This window comes from Ruegeria sp. HKCCA5763 (genome assembly GCF_013034545.1).
Taxonomy (GTDB): Bacteria; Pseudomonadota; Alphaproteobacteria; order Rhodobacterales; family Rhodobacteraceae; genus Ruegeria.
Map to the genome: position 1 here is coordinate 78,743 of NZ_WQGF01000005.1, position 15,911 is coordinate 94,653.

A 15,911-nucleotide genomic window follows, 5' to 3' on the forward strand; every position below is an offset into this window, starting at 1 on the left:
TATCAGGCCCCTTCAAGCGCACGAAGCGAGCGGACCGCTTCGTCGAAATGCTGTGGATGGGTAGCGATTGCTTCGCGGAACAGGTTCTTTGCGGTTGTGACGTCGCCTTGTTTAACAGCTGAAATTGCCATTGTGTTCAGCAGCCGCGCCCGCTCGATCTGGGTCATCGGAACGACTGGTAGGCTATAGTTGCCCTGTGCCGAACGGGCCAATACCAGATTGTTCTTGGCGGTGAACAATGAGCTATCCTGACGGATGGCGTCAGTGAACAGGCGCTCAGCTTCGGCATATTCACCGCGGGTCAGTTTCGAATATCCCCAGTTGTTCATGACGCTGCCGGGCCGGGTGGTCAGGCCGACTGCGGTTTCATAAAAGTGGTCAGCACGCTTCCATTCTTTGCGCGAATCCGCGACCACTGCTTCAAGTCGATACCGCTTGAAGGTCTCAAAGGTTGGGGGAACTGTATCCAGAACTGATTTGGCCTTTGCCCAGTCGCCGCTCCTGACCAATGCATCCGCGTACTCGACCCTGTCCGCGGCGTTCGTGCCCTTCATTGTCGTCACGCGCTTCCACGCGGCTGCGGCTTCAGTCGTGCGCTTGGCACGTCCCAGAGAAATGGCCAATCCGCGTTGAAGGTCGATCCGGTCGGGATTTTTTAGCGCGGCACCCTGAAAATAGGTAACAGCTTCGTTTGGGTCAGCCGCGTTCAGAAGCACATCGTTCAAGTTTGTTTCGTCAATCACGTTCACTTCTTGAAACGTGCGTTCGACTTTTTCCTCTTCGGTTTCCTTTGCACAGGCCGAAAGGATCAGACCGCTGATAATGACAGTCGGAATCAAGAATTGCTGGCGCATTTTTGCGTCCTTTACTGCTCTTGCCTCAATTACTGGATCTTGCGGAGCGTAAATTGCCCGTCGCCACGCTGTTCCAGTGTGTATTCTTGTTCTTGAGTAGTAGTATTAACAGGATTTTCCATTTTTGCGAGTGCTAAGCGCAGATTGTCGCGGATTGCGTCACTTTCGCCATTGTCCAATGCAAACGCTCGCTGAAACACCTGTGCGGCCTCGGGATATTCCTGTTTTTCCATCAGAAGGACACCAAGATTGTTCCAGGCGACGGGCCAGTCGGGCTCGTTCTCAACAGCGCGGCGCAAAAGTGTCTCAGCCTGGCCCACCCTTCTTAAGCCAAGATTGGCTGTTCCCAGTGACGTCAGCACCTGTGTGGTCATACCTTGATCCAGCGCGGCGCGGGAAAACGACTCTAATGCCAGCTCGTATTCGCCAGCGGCCATCAATCTGTTTCCGACCGTTATGTTGTCTTCAGCCTCACCTTTGGGATCAAACCCCGGCGCGTCCAAGCCGTTTGACGACGACTCTTCCGTGCAGGAAGCCACCACAGCGCAAACTGTGGTGGCCCAAAGTATTCGGCGAAACCCGAAAGGGAAGCACCTGTTTTCAGCTTTCATAGGGTTCTATCCGCCCGCGCGTCCAAAACTCGAAATGACCCTTACCGACGGACCGATCAGAATGATCAGCAATGGCGGCACTGTCAGCGCCATTGTGACAAGAGTCATCTTTGTCGGCAACTTGTTCGCGGCCTCTTCGGCGCGCATGACGCGTTTGTCTCGCATCTCACCGGCATACACCCGCAGAGCTTCGGCAATGGATGTACCAAATGACGCCGATTGGATCATCACGGTCACGAATGAATTCACATCCTGCACACCGCACCGCGTACCGAAGTCGCGCAGAACCGTATCTTTGTCCTTACCGGCCTTCATTTCGTAGGCGACGATTTCAAATTCTTGCGCGATGTCAGGGTAGGAGGCACTCATTTCGCTGGCCACACGGACGATTGCCTGATCCAGGGATTGCCCGGCTTCGACGCATACTAGCATCAGGTCAAGCGTGTCGGGAAATCCTGCGGTAATGGCTTCTTTTCGCTCTTCCACTCGACGTGAGATCCAGTATTTGGGGGCGAAGTAGCCGATCGCGCCCGGAACAAAAACCCGGATGATCATCTGCTGACCGGTGAATTCCTGTCCACCGGAAAAGACGGTGATCAACAGGACTCCGACGAGAATCCCAAGAATACCCAGCGAAAACTGAGCGAAATGGAAGAACCGAACCGAGTCTTTCGACCGATACCCGGCCTGCCGCAGTTTCAGTTCGACCGCCGAATATTCTTCTTCGTTCTTAGGCTCAAGGAACGTTGCAAATTTCTCAAGCTGCTCGTTACGGCTTGAGTTGCGAAGCCGTTCTTTTTTGTCTTTTGTTTGCTTTTTAGGGGCTGAGTTTGATCTTTGCAGTTTTTTCAGCGGGTCTTCGGGCTGATTCATCATCAGCGAGACGGCCACAAGAATCATTATCAGACCCAGAATGCCGACAACGATAAGCGGTCCGAATTCACCCAGGTGTTGTGTCAAAAGGTCATTGATGCTGGTCAGAAATTCCATGATGCGCCCTCAGACCTTAATGTTGGTGATGATCTTCATGACGATCAGGTTCAGTGTCAGCATGATGGCGACAACGAAACAGGCGGGGATGAACCAGGGATGGTCCAACACCTCGTCATAATAGCCTGGGTCTTTAACCAGGATGAAAACCAGACAGGCAATCGGAAAGCCAGACAGGAACTTTCCTGACCACTGCGCTTCGGCGGTGATGGCTTTTACCCGGCGGAACAGGCGGAATCGGGCCCGGATGACCTGAGCCAGACCGGCCAGAATTTCAGCGAGGTTACCACCGGATTGCTGTTGGATACCCACAGCGACGGCCAAAAAACGCAAGTCCTGCATGTCCAGCCGCTCGGCCATATCTTTCAAGGCCTCACCAACATCGCGGCCATAGGCACATTCATCCGCAATGACGCCAAATTCAGTGCCCAGCGGATCCTGAACTTCGTTTGAAACCACCTGAATGGTCGACACGAACGGGTTACCCACACGCAGCGAACGCACCATCAATTCAACCGCGTCGGGCAGTTGTTCCTCAATCATACCCATGCGTTTCTTGGCCTTGTGATTGACCCATGCGTAAACGCCTCCGATGCCAATCGCGATAGAGATTACGGCGCGCAGTGCGGTATCTGTGGCAGTGCCAATGCTGAGCCCGACAAACGCCACGCTGGACACCAAAGCCATGATCATGATCAACTGACGCGGGGAAAACGCAATCGCCGCCTTCTGAGCCTTGTCAGCAAGCAGTGAATACAGAGGGATGCTCTGCGATTTCATATGCTGCTGCATTTCCTTGCGCAGCTGCTCAAGCACCTGTTCGCGCCCGGCACCCTTTTCCAGCATGTCCAGACGGCGGTTAACCCGGCTGTTCAGGCTGATGGATTTGCCGAAGGCGACAAGATAGATGCCCTCGACCAGGGCAAGAACCCCCACAAAGATGGCGACATAGATAATCGCCTCCATAGGCACATTCATGCGTGTTTCTCCTACATCGTGGTTGGGTCGTAGATCGACGCTGGTAGATCAAAGCCCCACAGACGGAAGCGTTCCGAATAGTGGCTGCGCACGCCGGTTGCGGTGAAATGACCGATGATCTTGTTGTCGGGTGTTAGTCCAACGCGTTGAAAACGAAAAATTTCCTGCATCGAGATCACATCGCCTTCCATCCCTGTGATCTCGGTGATCGAGGTCATCCGGCGTGAACCGTCCTGTAAGCGGCTGGCCTGCACAATCAGGTTCACAGCAGATGAGATCTGGCTGCGGACCGCCTTGATCGGCATCTCGATCCCTGCCATGGCAATCATGTTCTCTAGTCGCGAAATACCGTCACGCGCCGAGTTGGCGTGGATCGTGGTCATCGACCCATCGTGGCCGGTGTTCATGGCCTGCAACATGTCGATCACTTCGGCGCCTCGCGTCTCACCCACGATGATGCGATCAGGCCGCATACGCAGGGCGTTTTTCAAACAGTCGCGCGGGCTGACTTCGCCTTTGCCTTCCACGTTGGGCGGGCGGCTTTCCATTCGTCCCACATGGGTCTGCTGCAACTGAAGTTCCGCCGTATCCTCGATGGTCAGGATGCGCTCGGCATCGTCGATAAAACTGGACAGTGCGTTCAAAGTGGTTGTTTTACCGGAACCGGTACCGCCCGAAACGATTATGTTCAGGCGCGTTGATACCGCCGCCTGCAGGTAGGCAGCCATTTCTTCCGTGAAAGCGCCGAAATTGACCAGATCGTCAATGCCCAGCTTGTCCTTTTTGAATTTACGGATCGAGACCAGCGATCCATCCACCGCAATTGGCGGGACCATGGCGTTGAAACGCGAGCCGTCGGCCAGACGGGCGTCAACATAAGGGTTTGATTCATCAACACGACGACCCACAGCGGACACGATCTTGTCGATGATCCGCATCAGGTGTTTTTCATCCTTGAACGTGATGTCGCTGAGTTCCAGCTTACCCGCGCGTTCAACAAAAATCTGTTGCGGGCCGTTGACCAGAATATCGTTGACCGTGTCGTCTTGTAGCAGGGTCTCAAGCGGGCCGAGACCTGTCACCTCATCATACAGTTCTTTGTTCAGTTGAGACCGGTCTTCGCGGTTCAGAACGATGTTCTTGGTTTCCAGAACCTCGCTGGCAATTGCGCTGATTTCTGCGCGCAATTCGGCTTCGCCCGCGTTTTCCAAAGCCGCAAGGTTCAGGTTTTCCAACAATTCCTTGTGCAGCTCGATCTTGATTTCGCCCAGTCGTTCCTTTCGCTTGCGATCACGATCGGATCCAACGACCTCGCCGGGCTTCTTTTTTTGGGGTTTGCGTGCAACCGCTGTCGTTGTGGCAGCGGCCTGTGCAACGGGCGCTGCCGGTTCGGTGGCTTGTGCCGGCGCTTTTACCGGCTGTGCAGCGGACGGTTTCTTATATCTTGAAAACACGGCAGGTACCCCTTTGCAAAGATGTTACGCAGCTTCTTCGGCGCTGCCGCTACCAAGGCTGTGAAGCGATTTTGCCAGTTTCGCGATTTCCCGGCGCAACGGGTTCTTGGCGGCCGAATTTGCCAGTGGCAGACCGTGGTCACCGCTCTGCATGACCGGCTTACCCCCGTCGGGCAATTGCAAGTCGATCGAGATCCCAAGGCTTTCACCCATACGCTTTACTCGGCTCTTTCCGTTGAGATCAGTAAACTTGGGCGCTCGGTTCAGAGCAAAACGCAGTTTATTGAAGGGCAACTCCTCGGCCTGTAAGGCGCGCTTCAGGCGCAGCGCGTTCTGCGCAGAGCGCATGTCCAATTCGATCATCGCGAAATACACATGTGCCGCTTGCAAGACCGTTTCAGACCACAGAACCAGCGTCTTGGGCATATCGACGATCACATAGTCGAAATGTGTGCGGGCCATGTCGATAACGCGCTGAATATCATCTGGTGTAATCAGATCCAGCGGCACCATATCCGATGGTGCCGTCAGAACCTGAAGCTTTTCTTCATAAGTTTGAAGCGCTTGCGAGAAAACCTCGTTATCCATCGATTCGGTATCTGACAACATTTCAAAAACCGTTTCGCGCCGCGGCAGGTCCAGATAGGTGGAAACCGTACCGTATTGAAGATCCAGATCGATCAGGCAGACCGAAGGGGCATCTTTTTCCGACGCACAGGCCAACTCCCAAGCCAGGTTGACGGCCATTGTGGTCGCACCCACACCGCCAGCCAGCCCTTGTACAACGAACAAAGCCCCTTCCTTTGCCTCACCGCTTGTCAAAGGAACGGCGGCGGCCTGAGCCACTGCGACAGGATCGGGCTGCTTCATGCGCTCGATCGCTTCTTGCAGTTCGCCTTCCGGAAGAGGGTAGGGGACGAATTCGTCTGCGCCTTTGCGCAATAGCTGATGCAGTGAGGCTGGTGTGACGTCTTCAGCGATCAGGACAACTTTGATTTTCTTTTCTTTGGCCTGGGTGATGATCTCACCCATCAAAGAAAGGTTGTCTTCGTCCTCTCCATCAATTGCCAACGCCACAAATTCAAGAGATTCAGCTTCTGGCTGGCTGAAAAAGGCCAGCGCCTCGGCAAAGCCCAGATCTCCCCAGCGTTCACCCAGAATGGCCTCCATGTCTTCGATCAAAAGATCGAAATTTTGGACATCCCGGCTGATGGTGCAGGCCAAAATTGCTGTATTGTCATCTTGCGGCGTCGCGCTGGTCATAAACACTATCCTCGTCGTGAGGGCTCAGCATGTCATATGAACGAAATCCGCCAGATTGATGTGCTGTCGCCCCAATACGGTCAAATTTGGCCGCAGGTCACCCTATTGTTCACAATGTTGCTTTGAAGTTGGGCAAGAATTGGGCGCAAAAGAACCAATTGTAGGGAAATGGGCGACGATGCCGCCCATTTCGGATGTATTATCCATCATCGCCTTCTGACGCGGTCACTTCTTGGACCGTGCTCTTGAATGTCGCACTTTCCACATATTCCCGGTAGATCACATTTGCGTATTTGCCGTCCAGAAGCTGCCGGTTGCCGTCAACAAAGCCTGAAACCTCGGTCACAGTCCGGCGGTTCCGGCGGTCGCGCTGCTGTGTGGCAATCAAAGGCTGCGATTTGCCAAAGGACACAACTGCTTCAAGTCGCGAACGCGAGATTCCTTGGCGCTCAAGGAAGGCCACAACCGACTGGGCACGGCGCAAGCCGAGGCTTTTGTTGTAGCTGGTCGAACCCACAGCGTCGGTATGGCCGTATACCCGGAAGCGCGCTTCAGGGAACTGTTTGATCCAGTCTGCTTGCTGCAACAGGATTCGCTGTGCCGACGCGTCCAACTGTGAACTGTTAAAGGCAAAGTTCACCTGGCTTGGTACATCCGCCGCAAAGCGTTGGCCGAGGATCTGAGCGTAAGTCAGTTCACCGTTTTGTACCTGAATGTTGTTCAACGTTGCGTTGCCGAAAGTTCCAGCATCGATCTCGTATCCGGCCTCGCGCGTACATGCGGCAACTGCGACCGTAAGACCCAATGTGATGATCCACTTTTGCATTGGTCCTATCCTCCTGATCAATCTAGGACGTAGCCGTACGAGCTGCCGAAATCTTGTTTGGCAACTTCGGATGCTCCACCGGAACCGGCACGCTGAGTGCGTGCGATCTGCCCATTCACGAACAGATCAAATTCGCTGGGCGGCTTGACCCGGTCGGTTGGAAGGGCCAGCGCTTCGCCGCGCGTTGGCGAGACCAGGTGCGCAGTAATGATAACAACGAGTTCGCTTTGCTCACGCTGGTAGTTGGCGCTGCGGAACAGGGCCCCAAGAACCGGAACGTCGCCCAGCCATGGAACTTGGTTGCTCAGGTCTGCAAAATCATCCTGGATCAATCCCGCTATAGCAAAGCTTTCGCCGTCACGCAGTTCAATCGTCGTAGTTGCCCGGCGCGTGATGAAGCTGGGAACGGGGTCACCGTTAAGCGTGAAGTCAGAGCTTTGATCAATGCTTGAAACCGCTGTTGCCATTTCAAGGTTGATCAGGTCTCCATCTACGACGCGAGGGATGAAATCGATCTCGACACCGAACGCTTTGTATTCAATGGTTATGACGCCTTCATCCTGTGGTACTGGAATCGGAACTTCGCCACCGGCCAAAAATGTTGCTTGCTGACCAGATAGGGCTGACAAGTTCGGTTCAGCCAAGCTGCGGGCCAGCCCCTTGCTTTCAAGCGCCTCCAGCAACAAGCGAACCTGAGTTGAACCGGCACCAAACCCGAAAAGGATCGCGCCTGTGTTTGTTTGAATCGCAGGTATGTTGTTGTTGAGGGCATTATTAAGTGAAAGCTGGTTGTTGAGAGTGTTGAAACCACCTGTCACATCACTGCCGCCGAAACCCAGTGAAGCGGTCAAGCTCTTGGCAACGGACCGATTCATCTCGGCAAAGCGCACTTTCAACATCACCTGCTGAACGCCACCAACTGACATGAGGTTCGAGACGCGATCAGGCGCATAGCGTTCGGCTAACTCCAGTGCACGCGACAGTTTGGCCGAGCTGGAAACCGTACCGGACAGCACGATGCCATCATTGGCGGTGCGAACTTCAATGGGTTCTTCAGGCAGAATCTGACGCAGACGCTCCTTGAACTCCGAAACATCGGGTGAAACGCGTACGCGGACGTTGGCTAACAGGTTGCCGGCCCCGTCAAACAGGGTCAATGTCGTTAAGCCCGGAGCCTTACCCAGAACATAAATGGTCCGGTCCGACAACGACGAGATGTCCGCAATGCCTGCGTTGGCAATGCTGAGTTCAGCAAACGGTTGCTCGCTTTCAACGACGATTGCGCGGTTCATAGGGACATCCAGTGTTTCCACCGTACCCTTTTTAACCACGCGCAAAGTTTCAGCCCAGGCGGCGTCGCCAACCGGACTAATAACAAGCGACAACCCCAGCAGGGTTGCGCTGATCCAGGAACGTATTGTCATGTGACCTGCCTCTCCGATCACGCCTCGTTTTTTGGGTCTTATGCCCTATACCAAAGCAGACTGCGCGAATTCCAAATTTATTGCAATAATCAATGGTTTCCGGAATGTTCCTTATGTGGAGAATTGGCAACAACCACAAAAAAAGAGCCGCACCCTAGGCGCGGCTCTGATCTTGTAAGGTTCTGAATTAGCGTCAATTTGTGCAAGGGATAGGCACGTTGACAATCTCGCCGCCGCGTCTGATGCGGGTCGTGCAAACTTCTTCTACTTTCTGTTCCGGTTCCGGTGCTGCAGCTTGAATGCCAAGCAGCTTGCGCTGGTCAACTTCAATCGTAGATGCGACAGATTCATCTGCTACACCAACCAGTGCCAGTGACAGTCGGCCGGAATTTTGAGCTTGTGCCAGAGCGGCGACCTGTTGCGGAGTTACCGCAACTGTGACGGTCCGTGCGATCGTTGTGTTGGTGACGTCGGACCCCGCTGTTTGGTCAACGGCGATCAATTGTACATTGGTTTCGATCAGGCGGGTAATGCCCCCGTTGCCAGTGCCTTCAAGAGTGCCGCTGGAGCCTGTCCAGTAGATGTCCACATTATCACCAGGGCGCAAAAAGCCTGAAACGCCCGACGCAACATCAACACTGATTGCAAAGGCGCGCATCCCTTTTTCAAGACGCGAGGTCAGGCCAGCTTTTTCACCAGGCTCGGTAATCTTGACGCCCATGATCGCTTCGTCTTTTTCCATCGTTCTCAGAACAAAACGTTCTGTAGGACCGTTTTCAGGGAACAGAGCTGTGAGTTCAGTGAAGGTGCCTTCCGGAATCGCGTTTTCCGGCCAGTCCACAGCGCGGATGTCTTCCTGCGTTAGACGCTCGCCGTACTTAAGTGCGCGATTCGACACATATACTGTTACCGTAGGAATTACCTCGACCTGTGCGTTGGCCAGAGCCTCTTCTGCGGCAAGCCTTTGACGGGCCAGCTCGTTTTGGTAAGCCGAGATATAGTTGCGCGCCATATAGACTGCGCCTCCGGCCAGAGCTACGCCGACAATTAGGACAAGTCCGAATACCGCTCGCATGCGAGTACCTCTTTATTTAGTTTGGTCGAATACTAAGCTGCCGCAAGGGCGCTTTGAAACAGCCTAATCCTTAAATGCAAATTGTGTCGAAATGTGGGACAAATATGTCTGATTGTCAGTTTCTCTGCCAAAATCCACACAATTCTGCACATGATCTATCGAGCTTCACCCGACATTTGGGTTTGACGCAAAAAACGCCACATCCCAATGGACGTCGCGTTTTTTAATTTGGGGAATTGCTTTGCTCAGGCCGCCAAAAGCACCAAGCTGCGTGATTTAACCGCCGCCACCCGCGGTACCCTCGGTGACGATCCCGCCAGGAGCGCTGTTTGAGCCGGTGCTGACTACGGCAGCATTCATGGCTTCGTTTGCATTTCCGCCTAAGCTGTCAACGCTGGAACTGATGACGAGGTATGTCGCACCGGACAGGCCAATGACAACAGCCGTCAGCACTACCCAGTCGACTGTCACCGCGCCCGCTTCTTCCGATTTGAAGCGTTTTAGGAACTTGACCATGTTCTCTACTCCAATTGATTTTAACCATATTGCTGGCAGCTTTTATTCAAAAGATTGCGCGGGAATGGCGGAAATTGGGCAATAATAGGCTTTTTAGGATTGAACTTGGACAAACGCTGTTTTCGCGCGAGATTTAAGAAGCTTTGGGAACAAAGCCAGGTTGCGCGTGGTGTCGGGTGTTTCCAAGTTCTAATCCAAGACGTTGCCTGCTTAGTCTTGATGTGAGCATTAAGTTAGTTTGCAGGTCGCCCTGGACAAAAAAGGCCGCGCCAGACTGGCGCGGCCTCGAAAATTCTCTATGTCAACAACTTAGTTGCTTGTGCCTTCGGAGGTGATACCGCCCGAAGTGGTGTTGCTGCCGGTGCTCAGTGCCGCGCCGTTCAGCGCTTCGTTCACGCCGGTTGCCAGGCCAGTGGCGCCGGTTTCGATCTGCTGGTAAGCAACTGCGGCCAGGCCGATGACTGCTGCGGTCAGAACAACCCAGTCAACTGTTACTGCGCCGTCTTCGTCTTTGCGGAAGTTCTTGATGAACTTGATCATGTTACGTCCCTCCTAAAGGATCTAAATAAGTCTAATGAACCTCGGCGTCTTCCAGAGCTTCCTCTCTCAGTCCGCTCCCGTCCGTCTCGGTATGCATCTATGTTTGCCTGTGGTGCGTGGCAGGAATTGGGCCAAACACAGATTTTTTTTCGTGCAGCTTAACTTTTTAGTTAGAAAATGCATAAGCAACTGAAATAAAACGATTAAAAAAATGCAATGGTCAGATCATACCTGTTTGGACGGTGCAAAATTGCGTCAAATGAGGCGAAATTGCCCCATTTCGCTTTGTTTTTCTGGCTTTGCGCGAAGATTCGAGGTTCAAATCGCCTAAAAAGAAAACATGAGGCAGGCAAATGAACCTCCGGACCGCACTCCAATGCGCCGGTGTACTCGCGTTTCTAGTTTCGAGTGTCACATATGCAGACGCAACCGAAGTAGAACCGCGCGGCGTGTACAAACGGATCAAAGCACCCCAGCCGGGTGAACGCCCCCGCGTGACCGTACAAATCACTGCGGAGGAACATGCAACACAACCTTCTGCGCCCAGCACAGGGGCCGACCTATCGGTGCCAGATGTCATTGCGCGCACAGAAGTTGCCCAGCCGATTCCTCCAGAGGCACAAAACAAGCGTAATCCCAAAGGGTCTTATAAAGCTTTCTGGGACAGGATCTCGCCCGAGATAGGTCAGGGTGGTGCAGGACGTTTAGATGCCGCCATCTCGGCCCTTGCAGCCACGAGTGTGCGGTCTCCCCGACTTCAAACCCTTCAGAACATTGCGCAGCAGCAGGGTAAAGAGATTCTGCGCTCAACTGTCGGTACCAATGTCTCACCAGCGCTGGTCTTGGCAGTGATCTCGGTCGAGTCCGCCGGGCGGGTGGATGCGATCAGCTCTGCCGGAGCGCAGGGGCTCATGCAACTCATGCCTGCCACGGCGGCACGCTTCGGGGTGAAAGACAGCCTTCAGCCAGCACAGAACATCGCCGGAGGGGTGAAATACCTCAACTGGCTGATGGAAGAGTTCGGGAACGATCCAATTCTGGTATTGGCCGGATACAACGCAGGTGAAGGTGCAGTGCGTAAACACAGCGGTGTGCCACCCTATACGGAAACCCGGGACTATGTGCCCAAAGTTCTGGCTGCATTCCAGATCGCAAAGGCCTTGTGTGCCACCCCGCCTGATCTGATTTCTGACGGCTGCGTGTTCCAGACCTCAAACTAAATAAGGCCCGCCTCGATTCGGCGGGCCTTTGTTCTTTTAAGAAACAAGTGTCGCTTGTGTTGCTGCGCGCATCTCGTCTTCGCTGACACCATCGGCCAGTTCGACGATCTTCAGGCCGCCTTCGACCACATCCAATACACCGAGATTGGTGATGATGCGATCGACCACGCCTTTACCTGTCAGGGGTAGGGTGCATTCTTTCAGAACCTTGCTGTCGCCGTGCTTGTTGGTGTGATCCATCACAACGATGACACGGCCGACACCCGCGACCAGATCCATTGCTCCACCCATGCCTTTCACCAGCTTGCCTGGAATCATCCAGTTTGCCAGGTCGCCTTTCTCATCCACTTCCATGGCGCCCAGAATCGCCGCAGCGATTTTGCCGCCGCGGATCATGGCAAAAGAAGTGGCGCTGTCGAAATAGGCCGTTCGGGACAGTTCTGTGATCGTCTGCTTGCCTGCATTGATCAGGTCTGGGTCTTCCTCGCCTTCAAACGGGAAGGGCCCCATGCCCAGCATGCCGTTTTCCGATTGCAGGGTGATGTCCTTGTCGCCAACATAGTTCGCCACCAGCGTCGGAATGCCGATGCCGAGGTTCACATACATGCCGTCTTCCAGTTCCTCTGCCGCGCGCGCGGCCATCTGATTGCGGTCCCAGGGCATTATGCTTCCTCCTTCTTGCGGGTGGTGCGTTGTTCGATGCGCTTTTCGTGCTCGCCCTGAATGATGCGATGCACATAGATGCCGGGCAGGTGAATCGAATCCGGGTCAAGTGAGCCGCGCGGAACGATCTCTTCTACTTCGGCTACGCAAATTTTGCCGCAGGTCGCCGCAGGCACATTGAAATTACGGGCGGTCTTGCGGAACACGAGGTTTCCGGTGTCATCCGCCTTCCACGCCTTAACGATGGCCAGATCGGCGAAGATCCCTTCTTCTAGGATGTAGGTCTCGCCATTGAAGTCCTTATGTTCCTTGCCATCGGCGATCACCGTGCCCACGCCTGTCTTGGTATAAAAGCCGGGAATACCGGCACCACCTGCGCGCATCCGCTCGGCCAGGGTTCCCTGCGGGTTGAATTCCAGTTCCAATTCACCGCTCAGATACTGGCGCATGAATTCAGCATTTTCGCCGACATACGAGCTGATCATCTTTTTGACCTGCTTTGTTTGCAGCAAAATGCCGATTCCAAAATCGTCCACACCGGCATTGTTCGATGCAAAGCTCAGGTCTTTGACGCCAGACTCTTTAATAGCTTCGAGCAATAGTTCCGGAATGCCGCACAGGCCAAAGCCGCCCGCGGCAATCAGCATACCATCTGTCAGAACCCCATCGAGCGCTTCAGAGGCATTGGCATAGATTTTTTTCATGGAAAACTCCCCCAATGACATGGTGATGGGCAGGTTGTGCCGCCACGTCATGGGGAAGTCAATGAAACCAAGGGTGTGTTGGTATTTCTACCTATTCCGCCGCCTTCTTGGTTGCCTTCTTGGCTGCGGCCTTCTTCTTTGGGGCCGCCTTTTTCTTGGTGCCTTTCTTGGCGGCGCGTTCATTCACCAGTTCGATGGCCATTTCCTGCGTCACGTCTTCTGGCTTGATGTCCTTGGGAATGGTCGCATTGACCTTTTCCCATTTGACATATGGCCCATAGCGACCATCCAGAACTTGCATGGCGCCGCCGTCAGGATGTTCGCCCAACTCCTTCAACGGTTTCGCAGCCGCGCGGCGTCCGCGCCCTGGATTGGCGCGTTTTTCAGCCAGCAACTCGACCGCGCGGTTCATGCCGATCTCGAACACATCGTTGGGGTCTTTGAGATTGGCGTAAACCGGCTTTGCCTCTTCCGGCAGTTGGTGCATCAGGTAGGGGCCAAACCGCCCGAAATTCGAGCTGATCATGCCACCCTCAGGGTGTTCGCCGATCTGACGTGGCAGAGAGAGCAGCGTCAGAGCTTTCTCAAGGTCCATGTCATCTTTGCTCCACCCGCGCGGCAAAGAGGCGCGCGGTGGCTTCTTGTTCTCGGGCGTGGGTTCGCCGCGCTGAACGTAAGGACCGAAACGACCAGACTTCAGCCAGATCTCATCACCCGCATCTTCGCCCAACAAGCGTTCATCCCCTTCGGCACCTTCACCTGCGATGGGACGCGTATAGGTGCATTCGGGGTAGTTGCCGCAACCAACGAAACCGCCCGTGCGCGAGGTTTTCAGGTGCAATTGCCCAGTGCCGCACTTCGGGCATATCCGCGGATCCGATCCATCCTCACGCGGCGGGTACAGCTGCGGCGCGAGCGCTTCGTCCAGCTTGTCCAGTACTTCGGAAATTCGCAGTTCGGACGTCTCGCCAATTGCGGCCGAGAAATCGCGCCAGAACTTGCCCAGCAGGTCCTTATAATCGCGGTCCCCTGCGCTGACGTCGTCCAGTTCTTCTTCCAGATTGGCTGTGAATTCATAACCCACATATTGACGGAAGAAGTTCAGCAGAAAGATCGTGACGATCCGGCCCTTTTCTTCGGGGATCAGTCGGTTTTTGTCTTTGCGCACATATTCCCGATCCTGAATCGTGGTCACGATCGAGGCGTAAGTCGAGGGGCGACCGATGCCAAGTTCTTCCATGCGCTTGACCAGTGTGGCTTCGGTATAGCGGGGCGGAGGCTGCGTGTGGTGCTGCTGCGCCAGAACGGATTCGTTTTCGGACAGGATTGCGGCTTTTTCCTCGGCCTTCGCGAACTGACCTTTCAGTGAGGTTTTGGCAAAACGCGCCGGATCGCCCTGCATGATCTGCGGCAAGCGCTTTTCGTCGTCGTCGGCTACATCGTCGCGACCTTCTTCATAAACACGCATGAACCCGTCAAACATGACTACCTGACCAGTGGCGCGCAAGCCGACCTGACCGTCATCGCTGCCGATCTCTACGGTGGTCCGCTCCAGTCGGGCGGCGGCCATCTGACAAGCTATGGTGCGTTTCCAGATCAGGTCATAAAGCTTGCGCTGATCCTCATCGGTGACTTTCAGGGCCTTGGCATCGCGTGACATATCCGTTGGGCGGATACATTCGTGCGCTTCCTGTGCGTTCTTGGCCTTGTTCTTGTACATGCGCGGGCTGTCCGGCACATATTCGGCGCCATAGCGCTCCGCGATTGTATCGCGGGTGGCGGCCACGGCCTCGGGGGCCATATCGATACCGTCGGTCCGCATGTAGGTAATGTAGCCAGCCTCATATAGCCGCTGCGCCACCTGCATCGCGTGGCGCGCACCCATGCCGAACTTGCGGCTGGCCTCTTGCTGCAAGGTTGATGTCATGAACGGCGCGCTGGGGTTGCGTGCTGCCGGTTTCGCCTCGACCGAGGTGACGCTGAGCGCCCGACTTGTGATAGCCTGAACCGCCAGCTCCGCCTGCGTGGCGTTGGCCAGATCGTGCTTGTCCAGTTTCTTGCCGGCCAGAGTAACCAGCCGCGCCTCATAGGTCTGGCCGCGCGGTGTTTCGAAAAGCGCCTTAACCGACCAGTATTCGACCGGCTTGAACGCCTCGATCTCCATCTCGCGTTCGACGATCAGGCGCAGACAGACGGATTGCACGCGACCGGCGGACTTTGCACCGGGCAGCTTGCGCCAAAGGACGGGAGAAAGGTTGAAGCCCACCAGATAGTCCAGCGCACGGCGGGCCAGATAGGCCTCGACCAGCGGCATGTCGACCTGACGCGGGTTCTGCATCGCCTGGGTGACGGCTTCTTTGGTGATGGCGTTGAACGTTACGCGGCTGACCGGCGTATCTTTCTTGATCGAACGGCGCTTGGTCAGAGCTTCTTGCAAGTGCCAGCTGATCGCCTCGCCCTCACGATCAGGGTCAGTGGCGAGGATCAGTGCGTTATCTTCTTTCAGGGCATCGGCGATGGCTTTGACATGTTTGCGGCTGTCATTGCCAACTTCCCATTTCATGGAAAACTCATGCTCGGGATCGACCGACCCATCCTTTGGTGGAAGGTCCCGAACATGGCCGTAAGAGGCCAAAACTGTGTAGTCGGGGCCGAGATATTTATTGATTGTTTTTGCTTTGGCCGGAGATTCTACAACAACTACAGGCATTTAAGGGGAAACCTCGCTCGACGAATTTGGCGCCTTCTATGGTGGTGCAAAATGTGTGGGGCAAGCGGGAATTGTCAATGCGT

Annotated in this window: 15 protein-coding genes; 1 reads left to right on the plus strand and 14 read right to left on the minus strand. The window is 54.8% G+C overall.

What is annotated here, in order from left to right:
• Positions 1-2 precede the first annotated feature (2 nt).
• The 11 genes from GOV89_RS10460 to GOV89_RS10510 all read right to left on the minus strand — a co-directional run bounded on the left by GOV89_RS10460 (position 3) and on the right by GOV89_RS10510 (position 10,531).
• Positions 3-854 carry a lipopolysaccharide assembly protein LapB gene (locus GOV89_RS10460; protein WP_171238141.1) on the minus strand — a complete coding sequence of 284 codons (852 nt, stop codon included), beginning with the start codon at positions 852-854 and terminating at the stop codon, positions 3-5.
• Positions 855-883: 29 nt separating this feature from the next.
• Positions 884-1,291 (minus strand): tetratricopeptide repeat protein, encoded by a 408-nt coding sequence (locus GOV89_RS10465; protein WP_371809073.1) that lies wholly within the window; start codon positions 1,289-1,291, stop codon positions 884-886.
• 180 nt (positions 1,292-1,471) lie between these two features.
• Entirely contained in the window at positions 1,472-2,455 is a 984-nt protein-coding gene (locus tag GOV89_RS10470; protein ID WP_171177924.1) for a type II secretion system F family protein, read from the minus strand.
• Positions 2,456-2,464: 9 nt separating this feature from the next.
• The gene (locus tag GOV89_RS10475; protein WP_171238142.1) at positions 2,465-3,433 is read right to left on the minus strand and encodes a type II secretion system F family protein; all 969 of its coding nucleotides are present in this window, start codon (positions 3,431-3,433) and stop codon (positions 2,465-2,467) included.
• 11 nt (positions 3,434-3,444) lie between these two features.
• On the minus strand, positions 3,445-4,887 hold the full coding sequence (locus tag GOV89_RS10480) for a CpaF family protein (RefSeq protein WP_171235300.1): 1,443 nt from the start codon (positions 4,885-4,887) through the stop codon (positions 3,445-3,447).
• A 24-nt stretch (positions 4,888-4,911) separates the two neighbouring features.
• A complete protein-coding gene (locus tag GOV89_RS10485) occupies positions 4,912-6,150 on the minus strand; it encodes an AAA family ATPase (protein WP_171238143.1) in 1,239 nt (412 codons plus the stop codon).
• 199 nt (positions 6,151-6,349) lie between these two features.
• Positions 6,350-6,976, minus strand: coding sequence for an OmpA family protein (locus tag GOV89_RS10490; protein ID WP_171238144.1), 627 nt, complete (start codon positions 6,974-6,976; stop codon positions 6,350-6,352).
• Between the two features lie 17 nt (positions 6,977-6,993).
• On the minus strand, positions 6,994-8,400 hold the full coding sequence (locus GOV89_RS10495; protein WP_171238145.1) for a type II and III secretion system protein family protein: 1,407 nt from the start codon (positions 8,398-8,400) through the stop codon (positions 6,994-6,996).
• A 193-nt stretch (positions 8,401-8,593) separates the two neighbouring features.
• A complete protein-coding gene (gene cpaB, locus GOV89_RS10500; RefSeq protein ID WP_171235296.1) occupies positions 8,594-9,475 on the minus strand; it encodes a Flp pilus assembly protein CpaB in 882 nt (293 codons plus the stop codon).
• Positions 9,476-9,751: 276 nt separating this feature from the next.
• Entirely contained in the window at positions 9,752-9,991 is a 240-nt protein-coding gene (locus GOV89_RS10505; protein ID WP_171177904.1) for a hypothetical protein, read from the minus strand.
• A 309-nt stretch (positions 9,992-10,300) separates the two neighbouring features.
• Positions 10,301-10,531, minus strand: coding sequence for a Flp family type IVb pilin (locus GOV89_RS10510; protein ID WP_171238146.1), 231 nt, complete (start codon positions 10,529-10,531; stop codon positions 10,301-10,303).
• A gap of 353 nt (positions 10,532-10,884) precedes the next feature.
• Between GOV89_RS10510 and GOV89_RS10515 the strand changes: the two genes are divergently transcribed.
• Positions 10,885-11,751: a lytic transglycosylase domain-containing protein gene (locus tag GOV89_RS10515; RefSeq protein WP_171235295.1), complete on the plus strand. Its 867-nt coding sequence runs from the start codon at positions 10,885-10,887 to the stop codon at positions 11,749-11,751.
• Between the two features lie 36 nt (positions 11,752-11,787).
• Here the strand turns inward: GOV89_RS10515 and GOV89_RS10520 are convergent, their stop codons facing one another.
• The 3 genes from GOV89_RS10520 to topA all read right to left on the minus strand — a co-directional run bounded on the left by GOV89_RS10520 (position 11,788) and on the right by topA (position 15,828).
• On the minus strand, positions 11,788-12,414 hold the full coding sequence (locus GOV89_RS10520; RefSeq protein ID WP_050603192.1) for a 3-oxoacid CoA-transferase subunit B: 627 nt from the start codon (positions 12,412-12,414) through the stop codon (positions 11,788-11,790).
• Positions 12,414-13,118 (minus strand): CoA transferase subunit A, encoded by a 705-nt coding sequence (locus GOV89_RS10525; RefSeq protein ID WP_171238266.1) that lies wholly within the window; start codon positions 13,116-13,118, stop codon positions 12,414-12,416. The genes GOV89_RS10520 and GOV89_RS10525 overlap by 1 nt, the downstream gene beginning before the upstream one ends.
• A gap of 91 nt (positions 13,119-13,209) precedes the next feature.
• Positions 13,210-15,828, minus strand: a complete 2,619-nt coding sequence (gene topA / locus GOV89_RS10530) for a type I DNA topoisomerase (RefSeq protein WP_171238147.1) — start codon at positions 15,826-15,828, stop codon at positions 13,210-13,212.
• Between the last annotated feature and the right edge of the window lie 83 nt (positions 15,829-15,911).